General features: G+C 62.1%; 5 protein-coding genes. All 5 read left to right on the top strand.

Features of this window, described 5'->3' with window-relative positions:
* Window positions 1-207 precede the first annotated feature (207 nt).
* The gene (locus BGO64_RS09275) at window positions 208-1,386 is read left to right on the top strand and encodes a phage tail sheath protein (RefSeq protein WP_502686715.1); all 1,179 of its coding nucleotides are present in this window, start codon (window positions 208-210) and stop codon (window positions 1,384-1,386) included.
* A gap of 9 nt (window positions 1,387-1,395) precedes the next feature.
* Window positions 1,396-1,914 (top strand): phage major tail tube protein, encoded by a 519-nt coding sequence (locus BGO64_RS09270; RefSeq protein WP_041214903.1) that lies wholly within the window; start codon window positions 1,396-1,398, stop codon window positions 1,912-1,914.
* Between the two features lie 63 nt (window positions 1,915-1,977).
* Entirely contained in the window at window positions 1,978-2,262 is a 285-nt protein-coding gene (locus BGO64_RS09265; RefSeq protein ID WP_041214902.1) for a phage tail assembly protein, read from the top strand.
* 8 nt (window positions 2,263-2,270) lie between these two features.
* Window positions 2,271-2,402: a GpE family phage tail protein gene (locus tag BGO64_RS09260; RefSeq protein WP_041214901.1), complete on the top strand. Its 132-nt coding sequence runs from the start codon at window positions 2,271-2,273 to the stop codon at window positions 2,400-2,402.
* Window positions 2,399-2,642, top strand: a 244-nt coding sequence (locus BGO64_RS09255; protein WP_286700543.1) for a hypothetical protein, incomplete at its 3' end; no start/stop codon positions are given. The genes BGO64_RS09260 and BGO64_RS09255, both read left to right, overlap by 4 nt.

Here is a 2,642-nt window from a genome sequence, read left to right as displayed (position 1 = left end):
ACCCTTGAGTCCGACCACCACCCCGCCCTGTGCGGGGTGTTTCGTGACTGCCGTCATCCGCCACCTTGTCACCGCTTCGCCAGTGTGTGCGGCCCTCACACACTGGCCGCCGCTCGCCTGACATCCCCTGCCCCTGCATCCTGACCCTGCTCGCATCACAGGTATTACCTACGCACAGAATGCTCCGTCCGGACAACAGGAGAACCTATGGCACTGGACCAATTTCACCACGGCGTGCGCGTCGTGGAAGCCAACGAGGGCACGCGCACCATCCGCACCGTCGCCACGGCGGTGATCGGCATCATCTGCACCAGCAGCGATGCGGATGCCGCTTACTTCCCCCTCAACAAACCCGTGCTGATTGCCAACCTGACGGCGGCCATCGCCAAGGCGGGCAGTACCGGCAACCTCAAACGCTCGCTGCAAACCATCTATGACACCGTCAACACCATCGTCATCGCCGTGCGCGTGGCCGATGGCGCCGACGCCGCCGAGCTGACCAGCAACATCATCGGGACCATCCTGCCGGATGGCAGCTATACCGGCCTCAAGGCGCTGGAGCGTGCTGCCCCGGTCACGGGCGTCAAGCCGCGCATCCTCTGCGTGCCGGACAACTGCACCCTGCCCATCGCCACCGCCCTGGCGGGCGCAGCCAAAAAGTTGCGCGCCTTCGCCTATGTGCCGACCATCGCCGACACCGTCGAAGCAGCGCTCGCCTACCGCGAGAACTTCTCCAGCCGCGAACTGATGCCGATCCACGGCGACTGGACCGCCTGGGACACCGCCGCCAATGCCAGCATCAAGCTCGATGCCTGCCTCAAGGCTGCCGCCATGCGGGCATTCATCGACAAGGAGATCGGCTGGCACAAGACCCTGTCGAACGTCGGCGTGACCGGGGTCGACGGCATGACCAAGGCCCTGTTCTGGGATCTGCAAGACCCCGATACCGAGGTCGGCCTGCTCAACGCCAACGAAATCACCGCTCTCATCCGGTCCGATGGTTTCCGGTACTGGGGTAACCGCACCTGTTCCGATGACCCGCTGTTCGCCTTCGAGAACTACACCCGCACCGCCCAGATACTGGCCGACACCATGGCCGAGGCGCACATGTGGGCCAACGACAAACCGCTCACCCCCACCCTGGTGAAAGACATCATCGAGGGCATCAAGGCCAAGGGCCGGGAACTGGTGGCGGGCGGTTACCTGCTCGGCTTTGACTGCTGGTACAACGAGGAGCTCAACGACAAAGACACCCTCAAGGCCGGCAAGCTGCGCATCGATTACAACTACACCCCGGTGCCGCCGCTCGAAGACCTCGGCTTCATCCAGCGCATCACCGACACCTACCTCATCGACTTCGGCGCCCGCGTCGCGGCCGCCGCATAAGGAGCCACCATGGCACTGCCAAGAAAAGTCAAACAGCTCAACGTGTTCACCGATGGCACCAACTGGATTGGCGAAGCGGAAGAATTCACCTTTGCCAAGCTCTCCCGCAAGTTCGAGGCCTATCGCGGCGGCGGTATGGGCGGTGCGGTCAACATCGACATGGGGCTCGATGACAGCGCCCTCGATACCTCCTTCACCATGGGCGGCTACAGCGCCGAGATCCTGGGCAAGATGGGCAATGGCAAGATCGACGGCATCGCCCTCCGCTTTGCCGGTTCCATCCAGCGGGATGATGTCGTCGGTGTGCAGGTCGTAGAAGTGTTCACCCGAGGTCGCTTCAAAGAGATCGACTGGGGCACTGCCAAGGTCGGAGATAACAGCCAGGCCAAGGTCAGCATGGTCAACACCTACTACAAAGTGACCATTGACGGGGCCGTCATCCATGAAATCGACCTGCTCAACATGATCGAGATCGGCCCTGATGGCGTCGACCGCATGGCCGAACACCGCAAAGCCATCGGTCTCTAACTCACCCAACCACCCAACGGGCGGCCCACAGCCGCCCTCACCACATATCTAGGAACCAACACCATGGAAAACAAGACCGTTACCCTCGACCAAGTCATCCAGCGCGGCGATACCACCATCACCGAGGTTCAACTGCGCAAGCCCAAGGCGGGCGAAATGCGCGGCCTCAATATGACCGATGTGGTGCAGATGGACGTTAACGCCCTCACCAAACTGCTGCCCCGCATCACAACCCCCATGTTGACCGAGGTCGAGATCGGCAACATGGATCCGGCCGACCTGATGCAACTGGGCAGCGAGGTAAGCGCTTTTTTGGTACCGAAGAGAATGGCCTACCTCATTGCGTAGACGAGGTGATGGCCGACATCGCCATCATCGCCCACTGGCCGCCCTCCGAGATGGCGGCCATGGAGATCAGCGAGCTGATGGGCTGGCACCAACGCCTCGTTGAAACCCACAACCGCATCAACGGGGCAGACGAACAATGAACCCTCTCAAACTGCAAATCCTCCTCGGGGCGGTCGACAAGCTCACCGCCCCCCTCAAGGCCGCCAGCGGCCAGAGCAGAACCACGGCCAAAGACCTCGCCGAGACGAAAAAGCGCATCAAGGAGCTCGAGACCCAGAGTGGCCAGATTGACGGCTATCGCACCCTGGGAAGCCAAATTGGCGCTACCCGCGCCCAGCTCACAGCAGCCCAGCGCGATGCCCAGCAGATGGCCCAGCAAC

Origin of the sequence: Aeromonas sp. 62-46, assembly GCF_001898585.1 — a bacterium.
Taxonomy (GTDB): Bacteria; Pseudomonadota; Gammaproteobacteria; order Enterobacterales; family Aeromonadaceae; genus Aeromonas; species Aeromonas caviae.
Note: the sequence above shows the minus strand (reverse complement) of the source record. Positions and strands in the feature narration are given on the sequence as shown.